The sequence below is a fragment of the Niabella aquatica genome (assembly GCF_054779315.1).
This window is the reverse complement of record NZ_BAAGYM010000013.1, coordinates 21,350-42,499: the sequence shown is the minus strand read 5'-3', so window position 1 is coordinate 42,499 and position 21,150 is coordinate 21,350. Positions and strand designations below refer to the sequence as shown.

General features: G+C 41.7%; 21 protein-coding genes. 13 read left to right on the top strand and 8 right to left on the bottom strand.

Features of this window, described 5'->3' with window-relative positions:
• Positions 1–9: 9 nt before the first annotated feature.
• Both ACYVBM_RS11295 and ACYVBM_RS11290 read right to left on the bottom strand, forming a co-directional pair.
• The gene (locus ACYVBM_RS11295) at positions 10–1,650 is read right to left on the bottom strand and encodes a DEAD/DEAH box helicase (RefSeq protein ID WP_460685763.1); all 1,641 of its coding nucleotides are present in this window, start codon (positions 1,648–1,650) and stop codon (positions 10–12) included.
• Positions 1,651–1,822: 172 nt separating this feature from the next.
• A complete protein-coding gene (locus ACYVBM_RS11290; protein ID WP_460685762.1) occupies positions 1,823–2,029 on the bottom strand; it encodes a hypothetical protein in 207 nt (68 codons plus the stop codon).
• A 215-nt stretch (positions 2,030–2,244) separates the two neighbouring features.
• Between ACYVBM_RS11290 and ACYVBM_RS11285 the strand changes: the two genes are divergently transcribed.
• Both ACYVBM_RS11285 and ACYVBM_RS11280 read left to right on the top strand, forming a co-directional pair.
• On the top strand, positions 2,245–2,823 hold the full coding sequence (locus ACYVBM_RS11285) for an RNA polymerase sigma factor (protein WP_460685761.1): 579 nt from the start codon (positions 2,245–2,247) through the stop codon (positions 2,821–2,823).
• A gap of 3 nt (positions 2,824–2,826) precedes the next feature.
• Positions 2,827–3,957, top strand: a complete 1,131-nt coding sequence (locus tag ACYVBM_RS11280) for a S1C family serine protease (RefSeq protein ID WP_460685760.1) — start codon at positions 2,827–2,829, stop codon at positions 3,955–3,957.
• A gap of 130 nt (positions 3,958–4,087) precedes the next feature.
• Here ACYVBM_RS11280 and ACYVBM_RS11275 read toward each other — a convergent pair whose 3' ends face one another.
• Entirely contained in the window at positions 4,088–4,987 is a 900-nt protein-coding gene (locus ACYVBM_RS11275) for a nucleotidyltransferase family protein (RefSeq protein ID WP_460685759.1), read from the bottom strand.
• 105 nt (positions 4,988–5,092) lie between these two features.
• On the opposite strand from ACYVBM_RS11275, the gene ACYVBM_RS11270 reads away from it, so the two are divergent.
• Both ACYVBM_RS11270 and ACYVBM_RS11265 read left to right on the top strand, forming a co-directional pair.
• Entirely contained in the window at positions 5,093–5,971 is an 879-nt protein-coding gene (locus tag ACYVBM_RS11270) for a 1-aminocyclopropane-1-carboxylate deaminase/D-cysteine desulfhydrase (protein WP_460685758.1), read from the top strand.
• Between the two features lie 53 nt (positions 5,972–6,024).
• Entirely contained in the window at positions 6,025–6,699 is a 675-nt protein-coding gene (locus tag ACYVBM_RS11265; protein ID WP_460685757.1) for a hypothetical protein, read from the top strand.
• Positions 6,700–6,937: 238 nt separating this feature from the next.
• On the opposite strand, the gene lipB is transcribed toward ACYVBM_RS11265, so the two are convergent.
• Positions 6,938–7,681: a lipoyl(octanoyl) transferase LipB gene (gene lipB / locus ACYVBM_RS11260; RefSeq protein ID WP_460685756.1), complete on the bottom strand. Its 744-nt coding sequence runs from the start codon at positions 7,679–7,681 to the stop codon at positions 6,938–6,940.
• Between the two features lie 138 nt (positions 7,682–7,819).
• Here lipB and ACYVBM_RS11255 point away from each other — a divergent pair, with 138 nt between their 5' ends.
• Positions 7,820–8,875 carry an RluA family pseudouridine synthase gene (locus tag ACYVBM_RS11255; protein ID WP_460685755.1) on the top strand — a complete coding sequence of 352 codons (1,056 nt, stop codon included), beginning with the start codon at positions 7,820–7,822 and terminating at the stop codon, positions 8,873–8,875.
• Between the two features lie 26 nt (positions 8,876–8,901).
• Here the strand turns inward: ACYVBM_RS11255 and ACYVBM_RS11250 are convergent, their stop codons facing one another.
• Positions 8,902–9,690, bottom strand: a complete 789-nt coding sequence (locus ACYVBM_RS11250) for a DedA family protein (RefSeq protein ID WP_460685754.1) — start codon at positions 9,688–9,690, stop codon at positions 8,902–8,904.
• Positions 9,691–9,893: 203 nt separating this feature from the next.
• Complete coding sequence (locus ACYVBM_RS11245; protein WP_460685753.1) at positions 9,894–11,324, bottom strand: dicarboxylate/amino acid:cation symporter; 1,431 nt, start codon at positions 11,322–11,324, stop codon at positions 9,894–9,896.
• A 174-nt stretch (positions 11,325–11,498) separates the two neighbouring features.
• On the opposite strand from ACYVBM_RS11245, the gene ACYVBM_RS11240 reads away from it, so the two are divergent.
• From ACYVBM_RS11240 to ACYVBM_RS11205, 8 genes are all read left to right on the top strand, one after another.
• Positions 11,499–13,259: an amino acid permease gene (locus ACYVBM_RS11240; RefSeq protein ID WP_460685752.1), complete on the top strand. Its 1,761-nt coding sequence runs from the start codon at positions 11,499–11,501 to the stop codon at positions 13,257–13,259.
• Between the two features lie 99 nt (positions 13,260–13,358).
• The gene (locus ACYVBM_RS11235) at positions 13,359–14,081 is read left to right on the top strand and encodes a YebC/PmpR family DNA-binding transcriptional regulator (RefSeq protein ID WP_460685751.1); all 723 of its coding nucleotides are present in this window, start codon (positions 13,359–13,361) and stop codon (positions 14,079–14,081) included.
• Positions 14,082–14,276: 195 nt separating this feature from the next.
• On the top strand, positions 14,277–15,143 hold the full coding sequence (locus tag ACYVBM_RS11230) for a transglutaminase family protein (protein ID WP_460685750.1): 867 nt from the start codon (positions 14,277–14,279) through the stop codon (positions 15,141–15,143).
• 161 nt (positions 15,144–15,304) lie between these two features.
• Positions 15,305–15,688, top strand: coding sequence for a BlaI/MecI/CopY family transcriptional regulator (locus ACYVBM_RS11225; protein ID WP_460685749.1), 384 nt, complete (start codon positions 15,305–15,307; stop codon positions 15,686–15,688).
• A 4-nt stretch (positions 15,689–15,692) separates the two neighbouring features.
• Positions 15,693–17,360, top strand: a complete 1,668-nt coding sequence (locus tag ACYVBM_RS11220) for a M56 family metallopeptidase (protein ID WP_460685748.1) — start codon at positions 15,693–15,695, stop codon at positions 17,358–17,360.
• A 362-nt stretch (positions 17,361–17,722) separates the two neighbouring features.
• Entirely contained in the window at positions 17,723–18,094 is a 372-nt protein-coding gene (locus tag ACYVBM_RS11215) for a co-chaperone GroES (protein WP_460685747.1), read from the top strand.
• Between the two features lie 131 nt (positions 18,095–18,225).
• Complete coding sequence (locus ACYVBM_RS11210; protein WP_460685746.1) at positions 18,226–18,621, top strand: cupin domain-containing protein; 396 nt, start codon at positions 18,226–18,228, stop codon at positions 18,619–18,621.
• Complete coding sequence (locus tag ACYVBM_RS11205; RefSeq protein WP_460685745.1) at positions 18,602–19,342, top strand: M15 family metallopeptidase; 741 nt, start codon at positions 18,602–18,604, stop codon at positions 19,340–19,342. Before ACYVBM_RS11210 ends, ACYVBM_RS11205 begins: the two co-directional genes overlap by 20 nt.
• Here the strand turns inward: ACYVBM_RS11205 and ACYVBM_RS11200 are convergent.
• Together ACYVBM_RS11200 and ACYVBM_RS11195 are read right to left on the bottom strand one after the other, a co-directional pair.
• Complete coding sequence (locus ACYVBM_RS11200; protein ID WP_460685744.1) at positions 19,328–21,031, bottom strand: sodium:solute symporter family protein; 1,704 nt, start codon at positions 21,029–21,031, stop codon at positions 19,328–19,330. The genes ACYVBM_RS11205 and ACYVBM_RS11200 overlap by 15 nt on opposite strands.
• Entirely contained in the window at positions 21,028–21,150 is a 123-nt protein-coding gene (locus tag ACYVBM_RS11195) for a hypothetical protein (protein WP_460685743.1), read from the bottom strand. The genes ACYVBM_RS11200 and ACYVBM_RS11195 overlap by 4 nt, the downstream gene beginning before the upstream one ends.

Genomic DNA, 21,150 nt, shown 5'->3' with positions numbered 1-21,150 from the left:
TACCACTCACTACTTTCTCCTTCCTCCTCCGGTTGCAGCGTCATTCATCCTTATTTTTCTGCCTCTATAGTTTTTACCATCCAATGCCCTGATCATTTTCTTCCCGGCGTTAGGCTCTATCTCAACCCAGCTGTTCATTTCCTTCATATCAATATTGCCTAATACGTCTTTGCTCAACCCGCTCATATCTAAAATAAACTGCAGGAAGCTGGCTTTATAAAACCCGTCTTTTGTTCCCAGGTTTACAAACAGCCGCTGGTAATTGCCCCCGCGGGAAAACCCTTTACCACTCTGTCTTTCGCGCGAACCTTTAGGCTCTCTATCATTACGCTGGTTCAGATCTGCGGCATTCTCATAATATTTTAAAAACCTGTCAAACTCCAAAGCTGCTACACGTTGCAGGATCTCCTCTTTTTCCACACCTTCGAACTTTTCTTTTAATACAGGCAGGTAGGTTTCATATTCGCCATGACTGATATCCGCCTTCAGCATTTTATCTATAAAATGAAAAAACTGTTTACGGCATACATCTTTACCGCTTGGTATATCCATTTTATGGAACCTGGTGTTTACCAGCTTTTCTATCTGTCTTAAACGGTATACTTCTCTTGGAGTAACAATTGAAATAGAGACACCGCTTCTCCCCGCCCTTCCGGTACGACCGCTCCGGTGTGTGTACACTTCGGTATCATCGGGAAGCTCATAGTTAATTACATGGGTAATGCCCTGTACATCTATACCCCGCGCGGCCACATCGGTTGCTATGAGCAGCTCCAGTGATTTCTCACGGAAACGGCCCATTACTTTATCGCGCTGCGTCTGGGTTAAATCTCCATGCAGGGCATCAATATCATAACCCTCCCTGATCAGCTGCTCAGTAATTTGCTGGGCATCGGCCTTGGTACGCGTAAAAATAATACCATAAATACCCGGGTTAAAGTCTATAATGCGCTTTAATGTTTCGTAACGATTTATGTGCTGCGTTAAAAAATACTGGTGGTCTATATTTACATTCGTTGAATTGACTTTACCTACAGCAATCTCAGCAGGCTTATCCATAAACCGTTTGCTAACGCTTCTTATTTCGGGAGGCATGGTAGCGCTGAACAGCCACATACTATGACGGTTAATGGTTTCTTTAAGAATAAATTCAATATCCTCCTTAAAGCCCATATTCAGCATTTCATCGGCCTCATCCAGCACCACGTAATTAATATCTTCGAGGTTAATGGCTTTTCGCTCAATAAGGTCGATCAGCCTTCCCGGAGTAGCCACTACAATATGCGTTCCCCTTTTAAGGTCGCGCACCTGCTGTGTTATAGAAGTACCGCCATATACCGCAGTAACGGATATGTGCCCTTTCTGCGCAAAACGCTCCAGATCTGTAGTGATCTGCAAACAAAGCTCGCGGGTTGGGCAAATAACCAATGCCTGCGGTGTGCGTTGTTCTTTACTAATCAATTGTAATAAAGGCAAGCCAAAAGCCGCTGTTTTACCGGTACCGGTTTGTGCTAAACCTACAAAATCTTTTGTACCTTGTAATAAAACCGGAATAGCCTGTTCCTGGATGGGTGTGGGAGTTACGAAACCTATAGTTTCCAGAGATTGAAGCAGCCCAGCTTCTATCCCTAATGATTCAAATGTTGTCATAAAAAGGGTGCAAAGTTACGATAATAGATGGATATTGATGAATTTAATACAAAGGCGGCCATGACCCTTGGTTGGGGCAGGTGACCCGGCATCCTGAAAACCGCATCTCCTTAAACAAAAAAACCACCCCGCCGTAGCGGAATGGCTCCTCTATATTGCTTGCCGAAAAAAATTATGGATGAACAACAGACGAATCCGTTGCAGCCGAAGTTGTATCTGAGTGAATCATTGTATCTGCAGGATTAACCGGAGGATTTCCGGCAGAGGGTTCGATAACTGAACTGTCTGAAGAAGGTTCCGTAGAGGTTTCATTGGATGAATTATTACAGGCCAAAAAACCTAAAGAGCTGACTAACAATAAAATAAATATCTTTTTCATTTGTATATTTTTATGAGTTAAGAGATTTGCCATCAAAGCGATTTAAACACCTTTCTATACTGAAAAATTTGCTAAATGGGCATTTTACGCGCAGGGCGGGTTCTTATTAAAAATATTAATACCCGTGCTGCGTGAAAGGTAACCCATAAATAAATATTTTTTTCTGACTGCAAAAGGGTTACTATTTTTAAAAATCCGTATTAAATTAACACAGGTTGAAAGATTCTACATTAGAACAGGAAATAAGTTTACTGAAAGGATTAGCCCGCAGCGACAAAAAATCGGTGGAAATAATCTATAGCCAGAATTACAACCTGGTGCAGGCATTGGTAGTCAATAATAACGGAACCGTAGATGATGCCAAAGACATTTTTCAGGAGGCAATGATGGTTTTGTTTGATAAAGCGAGATCGGGGGATTTTGAATTAAACTGCCAGATCCGTACTTACCTTTACTCTGTGGCCCGGAGGTTATGGTTAAAAAAACTCAGCCAGGGTAACCGGCATGTTGCTGAATTTGACGACACAAGCGAAACACAGGTAGCTGTTGAAAATGATGTGGTGGAGCATGAACAGAAAGATGCTGAATTTGATATGATGCATACAGCTATCAGTACATTAGGCGAGCCCTGCAAAAGCCTGCTGGAAGCGTTTTATTTTAAAAGCCATAGCATGCAGGACATAGCAGAAAGCTTTGGGTACACGAATGCAGAAAATGCAAAGACCCAAAAATATAAATGCCTGATGCGTTTGAAAAAAATATTCTTTTCTCAATATAAAAAACCTGATAATTAAGTGATGAATGAGCAGCAAAATAATATTACTCTCTTAGATGCCGTTGAGCGGTATATAATGGGGAATATGAATCCTGACGAGCGCCTTCATTTTGAAAATTTGCGTAAAGCTGACAGTGAAGTAGACCAGATGGTGGTAGAACATACCCTGTTCCTGCAAAAGATGAACCGCTTTAATCAGTGGCAGAAATTCCAGTTCTCATTAAACGAAATACATAACAACCTTTCGGTACAGGGGAAAATTGATGCGGCCACTCCTAAAGGCGGCAAAATGCGCTACCTGTTTAACCGCTTTAAGAAAACGGCAGCTATTGCAGCTTCAATAGCCGGTATTACAGCCCTGATCGTAAGTGGTATTGTCGGATCTGTAACTCCTAAGGCCACTAACACTCAGTTCGAGAAGCTTAAAAGAGATATCAATAACCTGGCACAGAAATCCAAAATACAGGACCGGGAAATTAACAACCTGAAACAAAGCGATATCCACAGAACGCCAGAAATCCCTTATACCAATAGCGGTACCGGCTTTTTGATTGATGCAAAAGGTTATCTGGTAACCAACAATCATGTAATCGAAAATGCCCAAAATGTAGCCGTTCAGAATAATGCCGGCAAAGAGTTTTTAGCTCAAATAGTGTACACCAACCCGGTTACCGATATTGCCATACTTAAAATAAACGATCCCGATTTTAAATCCTTACCCGGAATCCCATACAGCTTTACAAAAAAATCAGTTGACCTGGCAGAGCCGATATTTACCCTGGGTTATCCTAAAGATGATGAACTGGTTTATAAGCAGGGATACCTGAGCTCCAGAACAGGTTTTGACGGAGATACATTAGGCTGCCAGATCGATATAAGAGCCGACCGGGGTAATAGCGGAAGCCCTGTGCTGAACAGCAATGGCGAAGTAATTGGTATTCTGAACGCCAGGCAAAGAGACGCGCAAGGTGTGGCCTTTGCCGTGCAGAGCCGTACCATTTTTAATGCACTGAATGAGTTAAAGTCTCAAAATAAATCAGACTCTACGCTTAAGAATGTGAAGCTCAATACCAAAACATCTCTTACCGGGTTAAAAAGACCTCAGCAAACCAAGAAAATAGAAGATTATATATATATGGTGAAAGTGAACTGATGTGTGATTATTAAGCCAAAACCGGATAGGCGCTACCCACCAGTAGCGCTTTTTTAATAAGGTACGATCATAAAAACCCTGCAATCACTTTTGATTGCAGGGTTCTTTAATTAATCTTTAAGAAATAACATTAAGCGCCCCAAAGATCGGTGCTATAGGCTCCATTCTCTATTAAATCATTCAGTTGTTTTTGTACTGCAGGCGCATCTTCTTTATAAGTTACGCCAAACCACTGGGCTGACGTAGGAATAACTTTTACCACACCGCCATCCTTAATGAAATTATCTACTACCGCAGGAATCAAAAACTCCGACTTGGGAACCGCAATGCTTTCTTTAATAAACGCTTTGAAGTCTTTTTCATATAACTCATACACAGATGGATGAAAGCACCAGAAGTTCATAGATACAACAGTATCTTTTGAAAGCTCATCCGGCTGAAGGCCATCATCTACCTTTACCTTATCGCCCTGTACACCAATACCAATACGCTCTACCACGCTGGCCAGGTTACCTTTATCATCCAATCCGCAAACACCCCGGTTCACGGTTCCGTGCTCCGATAATGTGTTCATCAGCGGATAAGCAATAACAGCATATGTTTTTTCATCACACACTGTAGTTAAAAACTCAACCGCTTTCTTGAAAGCATCAAAGCCATAAAAATCATCAGCATTAATCACTGCAAAAGGAGTTTTTACTACATTTTTAGTACATAAAACCGCATGACCCGTGCCCCAGGGCTTGGTACGTTCTTCAGGAATCGCAACACCATCCAGGTACATATCCAGCTCCTGGAAAGCAAATTCATAATCTACCTTACCGTCAAGCTTCGAAGCAAACAGCTTGCGGAAGTTATCCTCAAATTGCTCCCGGATCAAAAAAACAACTTTGCCAAAACCTGCCTTTACAGCGTCAGCAATGGAATAGTCCATTATGGTTTCACCACTGGGACCAAAGGCTTCTACCTGTTTCATACTGCCATAGCGGGACGCCATGCCTGCTGCTAATATCACTAGTGTGGGTTTCATAATAAATGAAAAATATTAAATGATAAATTTAAATATTGAATAATAATCGTACTGATACATAAACGGTTTCAAAAATAAGGTAATTTAGCTAACAGCTATTATGATATGGATATTATTGATGAAGATTTAGTAACAACCGATTACATCCCTTTTCTTGGCAATGGCACCGTTTCTGTTTCTGTTTTAAGGCTTGACAAAATTCATCCTGTAATCAGCGGCAATAAATGGTTTAAGCTCAGGTTTCATCTACAGAAAGCAAAAGAAAATAACTTTAAAACAATTATCACCTTCGGAGGTGCTTTTTCTAATCATATAGCAGCAACTGCCGCAGCCTGCAACAGCTACGGCTTCAATAGCATTGGTATTATCCGTGGAGAAGCCCCTAAAGCATACTCCCATACGCTAAAAGCGGCGGCGGCGGCCGGCATGCAATTGATCTTTATTTCCCGGGAAGCTTATAAAAACAAAATCATTCCCGAAGCGGTCAATAAGCAGGAGCATTACATAATACCTGAAGGCGGCTACAGCCAGGCAGGTGCTGACGGGGCGGCTACCATTCCTTACAACCGCTCATTATTCAATACTGTTTGCTGCGCTGTGGGAACAGGCACCATGATAGCGGGGCTGCTCAACAGCAAATCGCCCGGCACAGAAGTGCTCGGATTCAGCGTGCTAAAAAACAATACCGGCATCGAAGCTGAAATAAGAAAGATACTGGCAAACCCTAATGAGAAAGTCAGCATCAATCACCTCTTTCATTTTGGGGGCTATGCCAAATATAAACCCGAGCTTATCACTTTTATGAATACGCTTTACGCTCAAACCGGTATTCCTACTGATTTTGTGTACACGGGAAAACTTTTTTACGGCGTACAGCACCTGATCAAAGAAAACTATTTTTCTAAAGGTTCCCATATACTTATTATTCACTCCGGTGGGCTGCAGGGTAATTATTCTTTACGAAAAGGAACGTTAATATTTTAAACCAATCTTTTGTGTCACTTATCTTTGCTGGTTAAGTAGTTAATGGCTTTATTATGAAGAAGATTTTATTTGTTTTTCTGACCGGCTTTGTTTTTAACAGCTTAAAAGCACAGGAGATGCTTCCTGATTTTTCTGCTTATAAAGTGGGGAGCGGAAGAGTGGTAATAGCCTGGGAGCATAATTACCCTGCTATAAAACAAATCAGCATACAGCGCTCTACCGATAGTTTAAATTTTTTCAAAACCATAGCGACCATGCCTGACCCCAGTCTCAAACAGAATGGGTTTGCAGATACCAAAGCCCCGGCTGATAATATGTTTTACCGTGTTTTTATAATGTTTGAGGGTGGGCAATATCTTTCTACAAAGTCAAAACGCCCCGTTGTTGATTCTACCGGCCTGGCCGATGCTTATAATAGTGGCAACAGCGAGAATACCGAGGTCAACCTGAACCCTAATTTTATTCCACCTGGGTTTGTGCAGTCTACTTATATTTTTACATCGCCCGACAGGTATGTTAGAGTAGAGCTTCCTATGGACAAAAGAAAATACGATATCAAATTTTTTACAGAGAACGGCCAGCCCTTATTTGAGCTGAATAGCATCAAAGAAAAAAGATTCAAGCTGGACCGCTCCCTTTTTTTTACCGCAGGATACAGTAATTTTGAACTCTATGCCGATGGTAAGCTGATTGAAAAGAACAGAGTGTTTTTACCGAAGGATTTTTAAATCCATATCGCTGTATGATAAAGTTGAGTGCCGGAGCAGAAATGATTAATATTCATTATCAGGTATTTTTAACCTGTCTGCGACTGCTTTTGGTTACCCCAATTCACCGATGTGGCAGTATCATCAATATCGTTTAAGCAAACAACATTGATTTATATTTGAACATTTAAAAAAAGAACAGATAACAGTAGCTGCATGCTAAAGGCTGACACCGGAAGCTCAGACTGTCAATGGTCAACTAACTACTACTCCCCATTACCATTTCTGCCTCAAACACCTTTTCAAAGTTCCGTTTCATTTTTTCTTTTACCTCGTTCATATCTACAGTTCTACCCAGCTCCTTTTGCAAAGAAGTAACCTGCTTACCCTGTATGCCGCAGGGTATGATCATATTGAAATAATCAAGATCGGTATTTACATTCAGTGCAAAACCGTGCATGGTGATCCAGCGGCTGGTACGAACCCCGATAGCGCAGATCTTTCTTTCCCGGCCCTTCGTATCGGGATCAAGCCATACACCGGTTTCTCCCGGAGAACGATCGCCGTGTAAGCCATATTCGGCCAGTGTAAGGATCGTTACCTCTTCAATATTACGCAGGTATTTCCCAATATCGGTATAAAACTTTTCAAGATCGAAAATAGGATATCCTACTAACTGCCCGGGCCCATGAAAGGTAATATCTCCCCCCCTGTTGATCTTGAAAAAATCAATCCCAAGCCGGGTAAGGTGTGCTTCACTCATCAGTACATGATTCATGTCGCCGCTTTTACCCAATGTAAAGACCGGTGGATGCTCTACAAACAGCAGATGGTTGCTGGTCGATGGCCGCTGGTCGCCGGTTTCAGGCATCCCTGCGCCATCTTCCAGTTCCCGCAGCTTTGTTTTAATAACCACGTTTTCCTGCAATATATTTTCCTGGTAATCCCATGCATCTTTATAACGCATATTTCCAAGGTCCCGGAAATGTATTTTCTGTTTCACTAAATATTTAAAATTTGAACGTTTGAAAGCCTTCCTGATTCTTCGACCCTTCTACTCTTCAAAGCATTTAAAATAATACATCAACAAAAATAAAACACAAACTGTTCAAAATAACATTTGGGTTTACCTTTGCGAACAATGAGCCAGGAAGATATATTGACAGAGCAGCAGGATGCTAATGATGAGCTGTACCAGAAGTTTGTTTTTAGAACAGATGCAGGACAGGAACCATATCGCATCGACAAGTTCTTAATGAACCGTATAGAGGGCGCTACGCGTAATAAAATTCAGCAGGCGATTCACAATAAGATGGTGCTGGTAAACGGGAACGAGGTAAAGCCCAACTTTAAAGTAAAAGCCAGCCAGGAAATTGTAGTGTATACCGATACAGCACCTGATGAGAATGATATTGTACCGGAACAGTTACCGCTAAACATTTTTTATGAAGACAGCCATATCCTTATTATTAATAAAGCCGCCGGTATGGTAGTGCATCCGGGTAGCGGCAACTACTCAGGTACTTTGCTGAACGGAATCGCATGGTACCTGCAGCAGCAAAATGCTATCATTGATGCCACCAGCCTTCCCCGCTTCGGAATGGTGCACCGGATTGATAAAAATACAAGTGGCTTACTGGTGTTAGCTAAAACAGAGCTGGCCATGCGTAACCTTGCGAAGCAATTCTTTGATCATACCGTGGACAGGAAGTACATAGCGCTGGTTTGGGGTGATGTAGAGCAGGATGAAGGAACCATCGTTGCCCATGTGGGACGCAACCTGCGATTCAGGAAACTGTTTGAAGCCTATCCTGAGGGCGATCATGGCAAGGAAGCTATTACACATTACAAGGTTTTGGAACGCTTCGGATATGTTACTTTAGTACAATGTATTCTGGAAACAGGCCGCACCCACCAGATACGGGTACATATGAAGCATATAGGACACCCGCTTTTTAACGATGATTTTTATGGAGGAGATAAAATTGTAAAAGGTACCGTATATGCCCGGTATAAACAATTTGTAGACAATTGCTTTAATATGTGCCCCAGGCAGGCTTTGCATGCTAAAACATTAGGTTTTACACATCCGGCAACAGGCGAACGCGTTTTCTTTGAATCAGAGCTGGCCGCCGATATCAGCGAAGTGATTGAGAAATGGCGCAGGTACACCGCCGCTTACCGTCATGCAGAATAAACACGGAAGCACCTGGAAGAGATTTTTTAATCCCTTTTTTGCTCTTCAATTATGTTTTCCATTCTTTCTTCCTGGGCTTCTTTAATCAGTGTTTCTTTTTTCTTGCCCCCTTTTACAATTTTCAAAATAATAGGCAAAGTAGTTACCACAACAATACCCAATACTATTATTTCCAGGTGTTGTTTCAAATCAAAACCAAAGGCAGACATTAGCCATTTTTGCAAAAAATGGCCGGCAAAAACCATACTGAATACCCAGGCGAGGCTTCCAACGATGTTGTAGAACATGAATTTAGCCCGGCTCATTTGCACAATACCTGCAATAATGGGAGCAAAAGTGCGAATAAACGGCAGAAAGCGGGCTACTATAATTGCTACGCCGCCATTTTTTTCGTAAAAATCATGAGCCTGTTCCAGGTATCTTCTTTTAAAAAAGAAATTCTCTTTCCAGCTATACATAGCTGGTCCCACTTTACGTCCTGTCCAGTACCCCACCATGTTGCCCAATATACCACAGGCAGAGATCAGGGCCAGTAAAACAAACAGATCTAACCATTCATTTTGAACATGTCCCAAACCAATTAATTTCATAAACTGGTAGGCTAGGCCCGGTTCGGCGGTCACGCCTTCTCCAATTTTATGAGCATAAATGCCGGCTATAAAAAGCAACGTATCTCCTGGCAGGAAAAAGCCTGCAAATAATCCGGTTTCGGCAAATACAACAAATAGTAAAAGCCATAATCCCCCATTTTCTATATACCATTGAGGTTGTAATAAATCGGTCCACTGAAATCCTGTGCTTAATAATTCAATCATGATATTAATTTATCGTCTGTTTTGACTGGTATACCTCCCTCATAACCGGCCTGGTTCTAACATTTAGCAAAAAACAAAAATGCTGAAAAAAAGTTTGATTTACTGAAAATATTTTGTTTAAGGCGTATAAATATTTTTTTCGGTTCGCTGGTGCTCAAAGAATGCAGCAGCATCCATATTGCGAAAAATACTTTATGCTTACTTTACTCCTGCTGAAAATTCATGGCTTTGCTATCATCAAACTCGCCCTCCCATTTCGCTATTACAACCGATGCCAGACAGTTACCTATAACATTTACAGAGGTACGGCCCATATCCATCAGTTCATCAATACCCAGAATAGCAGCTATAATAAATAAGGGCAGCCCGAACTGGTCGGCAGTAGCTATAAGTATTATTAAAGAGGCTCGCGGAATAGCGGCTACGCCCTTGCTGGTTATCATTAAAGTAAGCGCGATCAGCAGCTGGTGGCCAAAACTCAGGTCCATACCGGCAGCCTGCGCCACAAAAATGGATGCCAGTGACAGGTAAAGCGTGGTACCGTCAAGATTGAAACTATATCCTGTAGGCACTACAAAAGACACGATCTTACGGGGAACACCAAATTGCTCCATGTTTTGCATCACTACAGGCAATGCGGCATCAGAGCTGGTGGTGGCAAATGCAATAGATACCGGCTCTTTAATGGCCTGTACAAATTTCCTTACAGGTATTTTAAGATATAAAGCTACCGGCAGCAGCACTATTAGTATAAAAGCAATCAGAGCAGCATATAATGTTATGAGCAACAGGAAAAGGTACTTTAAAATATCAATACCCATATGGCCTACAGTATAAGCCATTGCTGCACCTACCCCGATAGGTGCAAAATACATAATAATATGTGTGTACTTAAACATGGTTTCAGCCAGGCTTTCCATAAAATCCACAATCGGCTTTTTCCTGTTTTCAGGAAGCTTTGCAAGGCCAATCCCAAATATTACTGCAAACACCACTATCTGTAATACCTGGTTTTCGTAAATGGATTTAATAATATTTTCAGGAAAAACATCTCTGAAAAAAGCAGTAGTTTTATATATCCATTGGTTGCTTTCCGGGATGTCCTTCAGAGCCAGCGCATCTGTTTCTTTTACAGTAGATTCTTTCGGCAGTTCATGATGCGGCACTTTAGAAACATCCACTCCTACCCCTGCTTTAGAGATATTAATAGCTGCAAGCCCTATAAATAATGCAATAGTGGTAGCCGTATAAAAATACAAAAGAGATTTCCAGGCCATACGCCCTACCTGCTTCAGATCGGAGTGTCCGGCAATACCATACACCAGTGTTGCAAAAAGTATAGGGCCCACAATAGTTTTTACCAGTTTTATAAAACCCTGGCTCAGGGGCCTGAGGGATAAAGCCACACCGGGATAGTCGTGTCCTATTACCGTACCCAGTAATATGCTGACCAAAATCCATGTGGTCAAAGATCTTTTATAGAACGCAAAAACAAATAAAACAACCATTAATCCCCATCGGGAAGCTGATAAAACAGCATCTGAAACAGGCGTTATATAAAAACTAATAAGATGCAGAACAGCTACAACCGTAAATGTAACGAGTGCGATTAAACCAGATCTTTTCTTTCTCATAAATATATTATAGGGGACTAAACTATGTATTTAAAATCCGAATCTTGGTAAAATAGCAAATAATCTGTCGAACTACAAAAAGTTTTGCCAAGTCGTTTATAATTATTTCTTATTTTTCATCTTTAAAAACAATTTACAAAAAATAATATATTACCTCAAAGCAAATCACTACTCATGGGACTATTTGTAAGAAAGCCACTGAATATTTTATTAACAGAAACAGAAGAGCACGATGCCAGCCTCAAAAAAACACTTGGTGCCTGGGGGCTTGTTGCCCTTGGAATCGGAGCTATTATCGGCGCAGGTTTATTTTCCATTACCGGTGCCGCCGCTGCTAACAATGCAGGCCCCGCTATCACCATATCATTCATAATAGCAGCTTTGGGCTGTGCATTTGCCGGTTTATGCTATGCCGAGTTTGCTTCTATGATCCCTGTTGCCGGAAGTGCTTACACCTATAGTTATGCCACAATGGGAGAATTTATTGCATGGATCATTGGCTGGGATCTGGTGCTGGAATATGCTGTAGGTGCGGCCACTGTTGCTATAAGCTGGAGCAGGTACTTGCATAAGTTTCTCGAAGGATTTGGCATCCATCTTCCCAACAACCTGATGGCCGGCCCGTGGGACGGAGGCATGATTAACCTGCCTGCTGTGCTGGTAGTGGTTTTAATGAGTTTATTATTGATAAGAGGCACAAAAGAAAGCGCTATGGTTAACAGCATTATCGTGGCGCTGAAAGTATCTGTTGTATTAATATTTATAATTTTAGGATGGGGCTACATTAATTATTCAAACTACGACCCTTACATACCGCCTAACGAGGGCAATGGCATATTCGGCTTCTCGGGAATAATGCGGGCTGCCGGTATCGTATTTTTTGCCTATATAGGATTTGACGCGGTAAGTACTGCCGCCCAGGAGGCCAAGAACCCGGGCAAAGATATGCCTAAGGGTATTTTAATATCCCTGCTTATTTGTACCCTTCTTTATATTTTGTTTGCGCATGTAATGACGGGAGTTACTTCGTATAAGTCCTTCCAGGGGCAGGATGGCATTGCTCCTGTGGCAGTAGCCATTGAGCATATGGGAAAAGCAGATGCCAATGGTGTGTACCATGCAGACTATCCCTGGCTGAACAGGGCCATTATTGTAGCCATTTTAGCGGGATATATGTCTGTAATACTGGTAATGTTGATGGGACAGAGCCGTGTCTTTTACAGCATGAGCCGCGATGGCCTTGTACCAAAGGTTTTCAGCAAAGTGCACCCCGTTTACAGAACCCCAAGCAGGAATAACCTTGTATTTATGCTGCTGGTTAGTCTTTTTGCAGCATTTATTCCGGCCAGGATTGTAGGTGAAATGACAAGCATTGGCACTTTATTCGCCTTTATACTGGTGTGTATCGGTATCATTGTAATGAGAAAAGCACTTCCCAACGCGCCCCGTGCGTTTAAAACCCCATTGGTACCTTTTATTCCTATTATGGGGGTTATTACCTGCCTGTATATGATGATCGCCTTGCCGCCCGACACCTGGATCCGTCTTATTTTATGGATGATTATCGGAATGGATATTTATCTTACTTACGGAGCCGGCAAAAGCAGGCTGGGTAACGGAACTTTTAACAGGAAAGGAATGAGCATTGCCATCCTTTCCAGTATAGTATTGTGCATATTATTGTTCTTAAGCGCATGGTGGCATCATTATGATCTTACCCAGCAGGCTGCTATTGCCGTTTCCAAACTAAGCGAAGCGCAGACGCAGCAATTACCAACAGTAACGGAATTATCGGCTAAACTAGATGCCATCAACGACACTATTAAAAACGATTACCTGGTTGAAATTGCCAATGTGATCGGCATTATGCATATCCTTTTCTTCGGTTATCTGTATATTAAACGGCAGCGGCAAAAAAAGAAACAACATATATAAATTGTTATAAAGGTTGCTTCGGCAGCCTTTTTTTATTGCATAAAGCAGAAACCGTAAATTTGCAACCTCTTTCTAAAACAAAACAGTCAGATATATTATATGGGAAGGATTTTTGAAGTACGTAAAGCTACCATGTTTGCCCGCTACGATCGTATGGCAAAACAGTTCACAAGAATCGGGAAAGAAATTGCAATAGCTGTAAAATCCGGCGGTCCGGATGCTGCCACTAACCCTGCGCTTCGCAGGTGCATGCAAAATGCCAAAAGTGTCAATATGCCTAAAGACCGTGTAGAAGCAGCGATCAAACGTGCACAAGGTAAGGAGATGGAGAACTATGAAGAAATCCTTTACGAAGGATATGCGCCTCATGGTGTGGCCATACTGGTTGAAACCGCTACAGATAATCACGTTCGCACCGTTGCCAATGTAAAATCGCATTTTAATAAAGGGGGCGGCGCCATGGGAAACAGCGGCAGCGTAGCTTTCCAATTCAATAAAATGGGCGTATTTAAGCTAAAGCCTGAAGGAATGAATATAGAAGAGCTGGAGCTGGAGCTTATTGACCATGGTTTGGAAGACCTGGGTGAAAGCACCGATGATGAAGGTAATGACATCATTGTTCTGCGCACAGCATTTACCGACTTTGGCAATATGCAAAAAGCGCTGGAAGAAAAAAATATTCATCCTATAAGCGCCGAGCTCGAGTGGATCCCTTCCACTACTGTTCCGGTTACTGATGAGCAGGCAGAAGAAGTAAGCAAGCTTATTGAACGCCTGGAGCAGGATGAAGATGTTCAGAAAGTATTCCATAATATGGGATAAATCAGGAAGGTCCTAGTCAGAGGCCGGAGGTAAGAAGTAAACCAGCTTTAACCTTTTGTTTTCGGCCTCAACCCTCTGTGGCCGTGAAACGGCCTATGGGTTGATGGTTATAGTTTATGAGGACGGATATCAGAAATTGCCTGCTCGCTATCCGCCATGAGCTATGAACCACCAACTATCCCTATATTTGTTTCAATGAATAATGACAAAGAAGTTGAAGCATTACTCACCTTGATTGAAGATCCTGATACCGAAGTTTTTGAAGCGGTAAGCAACCGTATTATTGCTTATGGCACACCCATTATTGTCCAGCTCGAAGATCTTTGGGAGCATACGGTCGACGATAATATCCAGGAACGCATAGAACTGCTGATTCACCGGCTCCATTTTACCAGTCTTAAAACTGATTTTGCTGCCTGGGGTGATGCCCCGCATCACGAGTTATTGCCCGGTGCGCTGCTGGTTGCCAAACTGTTATATCCCGACCTGCACACCGGAAAAGTAATACAGGATATAGAGCGTTTACGCCGTAATATCTGGCTCGAGCTCAACAATTACCTTACGCCCTTAGAGCAGGTAAACGTTATCAACAGCATCCTGTTCAATTACTTTGGTCTGAAAGGCGTACCTGCAGCAGATCAGCAGCCCAACGACTTCCTGCTCTCTCATATTATTGAATCCAAAAAAGGCAATCAAAGCGGTAATGGAGTGTTGTATCTTTTGCTTACAGAGCTGCTGGATGTTCCGGTAAGACTGCTTAATGTGCCCAACCAGTTTGTACTTGGATATTTTAAATCAAAAACAGACAGCCATGTTGAGAAACTTCACCTTAATATAGAATTTTTCATTGACCCTGTAAACGGTCAAATGTTCTCTCATAATGATCTCTACAATTATTTCAACCGAACTTCCACTCCTGTAAAGCCTGAATATTTCAAACCACAAAATACCAAGCAGGTTATTGAAAAACTGTTATATAACCTGGGGCAATGCTATACTGCCGGTAACCAGAAATATATGTTGTCAGAAATAGAAGAACTGATCACAATTTTAAGAAACTAAGCGCCTGTTTAAAATTACATCAGGCAGGCGCGGCGCACCTCAGCGGTAATGCATGGCACTAGTCCGCATTCTATCAAATAATTGTTAAAAAAATTAATGGAAACCCCATCGAATTATCAATTATACGAAAGAAATCGTAAATTGCTTCAAATTCTACGTGTATGACGCAAGTGAAATCAATAAAACCTACGGAAAGTGAGCTGGAAATTTTACAGGTACTTTGGCAAAAAGGTAAAGCAACGGTAAGGGAAGTACACGAAGAGCTGGTGACTGCTAAAGACATTGGCTATACCACCACACTGAAGCTCATGCAGATCATGAATGAAAAAGGACTGGTGAGCCGGGACGATTCTGCAAGGACCCATATTTACAAGGCCTCTACTAATAAGGAACATACGCAGAAATTTTTGCTCAACCGGTTTATCAGCAATCTTTTCGGCGGCTCTCCTTCCCAGCTGGTAATGCAGGCATTAGGCAGTCAGAAAGTTTCTGCCGAAGAGCTCAACCAGATCCAGTCCTTAATCGACGATCTAAAGAAAAAATAAATCTATGAGCGAAGGCTTGCAATTACTACTTATTGCTTTAGGTAATGCCATCATCAGCAGTATATGGCAAACGGGATTGTTGTGGCTGGCCGTATTGCTTTACGCCAGGATATACCCACTGGCAACGCCCGCGCATATAAGTATGATCAGTTTTTCAGCACTTATTACAGGCTTCGCCGCTTTTGTAGCCTCTTTCATTATTTCGCTTTTTACACCTCAGCCAAAAGCCGGTATACTTCAATGGATCATGCATGCAGATTTTTTGCAGTCGCTGATTACATATCTGGCCCTGGTGTATGTTTTGCTGCTCTTTATACCGGTTATAAAACTGGCCAAGGAAATAGCGAACGTTTACCAGCTCAAAAGAAGCGGCCTGGGAAAAGTGCCCGGGCATTTAAAAATATTCTTGCTGAATGCTTCCCAATACCTTAACATAAAAAGGAAAGTAAAAATATTCACTTCAAGTTTTATTCAATCACCTCTGACCATAGGTTTTTTAAAGCCGGTAATATTATTGCCGGTTGCCCTGATCAACCAGCTGAGCGTACGTGAGGCAGAAGCGGTAATTTTGCACGAGCTAGCCCATATAAAGAGAAACGATTACCTGCAGAATATGATTACACAGTTCATACTTACGGTGCTCTATTTTAATCCTTTTGCAAAAGCACTTGCAAAAATGCAGGGATTAGAGCGCGAAAAATCGGCCGATAAATGGGTGCTGCAGTTCGAATACAATCATTGCATTTATGCTGATATGCTTTTACTATTAGCTAAACAAAATATACATAACACAGGGAGCCTGGTAATTCCTGTTTCAGGGAAAAGCACTTCGCTCCTGGAAAGAGTGGAATACCTGTTTGGTGCCGGCAAAAGACGTTTTCCATCATTAAAAAGCATCGTGTTTTCCTGCATTTTAATACTTACAGTATGTACGGTTCCTTTTGGGGAAAGGAAAGCCCCAGCGCATTTGTCAGACCATACCACCGCTTTTTATGAACCGGCTGTAAACCGCCAATATATACTAAATGATCCCACTGATAATGTGATGCCGGTTACTACCGGTGCTGATTTTTCGGCTACCTCGCAAGCCATGCCGCATCCGGTTAAAAAAGGCGTTCCGGTTTACAAGCCCGAAAACAACAGCGATAAAGCAGAAAACAACAGCGATGCAGAGGAGGCCGGGCTGTTGCCTATGTTCGTAAATCATGTTGATGCGATGGTTCCGGTTTTGCAGGAAAATGAAGAAAAAACAGTTCAGGAAGCCTTAAATAATACGAAAAAAATTGCAATAGTCTTTGGCTGGAAAGCGATTGACAACTCGCTGGCTGAAACCGTAACCAGCGAAAATAAAGAATCGCTTAAAGTGGCCTATCAGCAAAAAATAGAAGCAGCAAACTGGGAAAAACAAGCCAATACCCTGCGCCTGCAATACGAAAATATAAACTGGGAAGAAGCGAATAGAACACTTTCTGCTATTATTGGTGCAATAGAAATTGACAGCATTTACCATACATATCAAGAAGCTGCCCATTCACTTGGCAACTACAAAAAAGAGCTGGAAAAAGAGAACAAAATTACAGAAACAGGGGCCATTAAAGAGCTGCTGCAGCAATATAAAACTGTTTTACAAAAAATAGACAGTCTCCGCCATAAAAAGATAGTCGAACTATAAGATTCTTTTTTTATACAAAAAAAAACCAGGCAGCATCTGCTGATTTCCTCAAAACCACCACAGAAGCACATTTAATCTGGCAGGTTCAGGGTTATTATAAGCTGAAGTATTTTACTCCAGGAATGCACGAAATAGATAGAAAGGAAATTATTCGAAAATTTGTAGCTATGTTTTCATTTGTTGTACAGCACATGAATGAGTACCGGAAGATGATTTTGTAGTTAAGACAACAATATATATGTGCTCTTGGCAGCTATTCTTGCATTTGGCGCAATATTTTGCAAGTTTATGCGGTGATTGTGTCAACAAACCTGCTCTGAATAGCTTTATAATTTTTAATTTTACCTTTTGAATATATTGTTATGCGTATTACTGCCGAGAACAGGTTTAAGAAGTTAATTGTTGTGGGCGACAGGGTTTTAATTAAGCCGGCAAAGCCACATGAACGTACTGCCACCGGGCTTTACCTGCCACCAGGCGTACAGGAAAAAGAAAAAGTACAACAGGGTTACGTTATCAGAACCGGGCCGGGTTACGCTATACCTATGCCTGTAGATGATGAGCCCTGGAAGAACGATGACGACCATGTAAAATATGTTCCTTTACAGGCAAGAGAAGGCGATCTTGCAATTTTTTTGATGAGTGGGGCTACAGAGGTAATGTATGAAGATGACCGGTATTTTATTGTGCCCCAAAGCGCTATTCTGATGCTGGAGCGGGAAGAAGACTTATAAATGCCACTTACAGCTGGTAGCTGTTGATCGACTCAAAAAAAGTGCACAGGAAATGCGGTTATCACCCTCTACTCATTTGGAGCTCTGGAAATATTATAAATACAATTTTATTAAAAGTAAAACGATCGTTTATGAAAGGTTTTAACGCGAACATTGAGCAACTTACGGTGAACAATGATCATTTCAGAAAAGTATTGTACACCTCGAAACATTTTCAGCTGGTATTGATGAGCCTGTTACCAGGTGAGGAAATTGGTGAAGAGATCCATCATGAAAACGACCAGTTCTTTCGTTTTGAACAGGGCAATGGTACATGTATTATTGATGGCAATGAATATGCAGTTGCAGATGGCGACGCAGTAATTGTTCCTAGCGGCGCCCGGCACAATGTTATCAATACCGGAACTGAAGCGCTGAAAATGTACACGATTTATGCTCCACCGCATCATAAAGATGGGATTATTCGTGCTACTAAAAAAGACGCTGAAGAAAACGAAGAAGATTTCGATGGCGAAACAACAGAGTAAAAAACCTGCCTGGTTGATCCTCCTTTACAGTAAAAAAAACTGCGTGGCTGCTCTATACTTCCTTCTAAGTATATCCATGTTGTGCGCACAACCGGCTCCCCGGCTGCCGGCAGTGTGCTCGTATAAGAATTATAAAAGAACAGTAAAAGCAGTTCCTGCTGCACAGATGATCGAACTCAAACACCATATTCCTTCTCTTGTTTACGATTTACGTTATGCAGGTAAAAACAATTTCATGGGGCGATTAATGTATCCTAAACATACGACCACAGCATTTTTAAGAAAGCCGGTAGCTGAGGCCCTGGCAAAAGTACAGCGAGAGCTCAGTAAAGAAAGCCTGGGCATTAAAATACTGGATGCTTACCGCCCTTATTCAGTAACAGTAAACTTTTGGAAGCTGGTAAAAGATGAACGTTATGTCGCAAACCCTGCTAAAGGCAGCAACCACAACCGTGGCACTGCGGTTGATCTCACTTTAATAGACCTTCAGACAGGCAGGGAGTTAAATATGGGTACGGGATTCGACAACTTTACCGATACGGCGCACCATAGCTTTAAACACTTACCTGCAGCAGTATTAGCGAACCGTAACCGCCTAAAAACCGTAATGAACCGGTATGGCTTTACCGAGCTGGAAACAGAATGGTGGCATTATAGTTTTAAAAGTCCGGTAAATTTCGATATACTGGATATACCATTCAAAAAGTTAGGAAAGCGATGATTTTCTGTTGTAAACGATGAATTGTAGAATGAACGCCAATAAGTATACCATCAGGGCACCTATCATATTCAGCCATAAAAAGCCCAGGCTGATAGTATCAAACTCATTAAGAATAAATAAGGCAATGATAACAATCTCTGTAATTACTGCAGCCATAAATACCGCGTTGCCCTTTACTTTTTTAGCATAAAAAGCCACGAGGAACACACCGAGTATGGTTCCATAAAACAAAGAACCTAAAATATTCACCACTTCAATCAGACTGCTGCTCCAATTAGACACAAACATGGCTACGCCTATGCAAAACAGGCTCCATACAATCGTATATATTTTAGAGTAGGTATAATCATCTCGCGTGGCTTTAGGAAAATATTTTTTATGAATGTCGATAATAGTACTTGAGGCCAGTGAGTTTACAGCTGCCGCGATACTGCCCCAACTGGCAAGGAAAATCACAGCGATGATCAGCCCCACCAGTCCTTCCGGTAAATAATCAATTACAAATCTCAGGAAGATATAATTAGTATCGTTATCACTGCCTCCATTCTGTTTTACGAGCGCTTTAATTCCCGTCCGTATCATATGCACACTATCCTGTAATTGTGAGAGCTGAGCAAATACCGCATCATTATTCTCTTCTTTATTATAATTGTTTAATACTGTCAACTTCTTTTCATCAATAACAGAAAGTTGCTGTTGAAATGCCTCCAGTTTATCCTTATGCCGCGACTTTTCAAGTCTTGTTATTTCATATTGGTTAAAAAATGCCGGTGCCTTATGAAACTGGTAAAATGCAAATACCAAAACACCTAACAGGAGAATGAGGAACTGCATAGGTACTTTTACAATACCGTTCATCAATAAACCGATTCTGCTTTCTTTCAGGTTCTTTGCTGTTAAATAACGCCCCACCTGCGATTGGTCGGTTCCGAAATAAGAAAGTGCTAAAAAGAAACCGCCTATAATACCGCTAAAAATGTTATACCGGTCGCCCCAATCAAAGCTCCCGTCTTCATACCCTGTAGTAATCACATTAAACCGGCCCAGCTTTCCTCCTACCGTTAAAGCATCTGTAAAACCAATACCTTCAGGTAACCGGGACACCATATAATAACCGGCTAAAAATAAAGCCAGCATAATAATAAAAAACTGTAGTTGCTGCGTATAAGCTACTGCCTTGGCACCACCCGCAACAGTGTAGATAATTAAAAGCCCGCCTATTAAAAGATTTGTGAGGTAAATATTCCAGCCAAATAATACAGACAATATCAGCGATGGCGCAAAAATACTGATACCTGTTGACAAGCCTCTTTGCAATAAAAACAGGAAGGATGTAAAAGTCCTCGTTTTTGCATCAAACCGGCCCTCTAAATATTCGTAGGCTGTATACACTTTCAGCCTGCTAAAAACCGGGACAAAAGAAATACAAATAATAATTGCGGCCAAAGGCAGGCCAAAATAATATTGCACAAAGCGCATTCCATCGGTATATGCCTGGCCGGGAGCGGCTAAAAAAGTAACCGCACTTGCCTGTGTGCCCATAATGCTCAGCAAAATAATATACCAGGGCATGCTTCTGTTCGACAGGAAGTAACCCTCCAGGTCTTTGCTGCCACGGCTTTTGTATACCCCATATAAAATAATGAGTATAAGCGTACCAGCAAGCACTATCCAGTCGAAAAGCCTCATGAAAACTTTTTAGTCAAATAATAAAAAAATAAGATCAATACCGCCAGTACCAGCACTACCAGTACATACCATACATTCCACGAAGGGAACAAAGGCGGTTTATCATCGTTATCATACAT